This window comes from Saccharopolyspora sp. 6M (assembly GCF_020176775.1).
Classification (GTDB): Bacteria; Actinomycetota; Actinomycetes; order Mycobacteriales; family Pseudonocardiaceae; genus Saccharopolyspora_C; species Saccharopolyspora_C gregorii.
Genome location: NZ_JAIUJZ010000352.1, coordinates 1 through 756, shown reverse-complemented (window position 1 = coordinate 756; position 756 = coordinate 1). Strand labels below are relative to the sequence as shown.

General features: G+C 71.3%; 1 protein-coding gene. It reads right to left on the bottom strand.

Features of this window, described 5'->3' with window-relative positions:
• The coding region (locus tag LCD31_RS28785) for an amidase family protein (protein ID WP_304615284.1) at positions 1 to 756 on the bottom strand (756 nt) is incomplete at both ends.

Genomic DNA, 756 nt, shown 5'->3' with positions numbered 1-756 from the left:
GGGGGTCAGCAGCAGGTCGTAGGTCTCGTGGAAGGCGCCCATGCGCTGGCCGAGGAGCATGCGGGTGTTGGTGGCTTCGAGGTAGTCCTGGGCGTCGTAGGTGAGGCCTTGTTCGACGATCTCGGCGAGCCCGGGGTCGAGCAGGGCGCGTTGGGCGTCGGTGAGGTGTTCGACGGATTTGGCGGCGCCGGAGAACCACAGCACGTGGAAGTCCTCGACGGGGTCGTTGAAGCCGGGGTCGGCGTGCTCGACGGTGGCGCCGAGTTCGGCGAAGGTGCGGGCGGCGCGGGTGACGGCGTCGGCGATCTCGGGGTCGACGGTGGCGAAGCCGAGGTCGGTGCTCAGGGCGATGCGCAGGCCGGCGACGCCGTCGTCGAGTCCGTCGAGGAAGGACTGCGCGGGTGGTTCGAGGGCGGACCAGTCGCGGCTGTCGGGTCCGCTGAGCACGTCGAGCATGAGCGCGGTCTCGGTGACGGTGGTGGTCATCGGTCCGGCGTGGGCCATGGTGCCGTAGGGGCTGGCGGGGTAGTGGGGGATGCGCCCGTAGGTGGGTTTGATGGTGCAGATGCCGCAGAAGGCCGCGGGGATGCGCACGGATCCGCCGCCGTCGGTGCCGATGGCCAGGGGCGCCATGCCGAGTGCGACGGCGGCGCCTGCTCCGCCGCTGGAGCCGCCGGGGGGGTCAGCAGCAGGTCGTAGGTCTCGTGGAAGGCGCCCATGCGCTGGCCGAGGAGCATGCGGGTGTTGGTGGCTTCG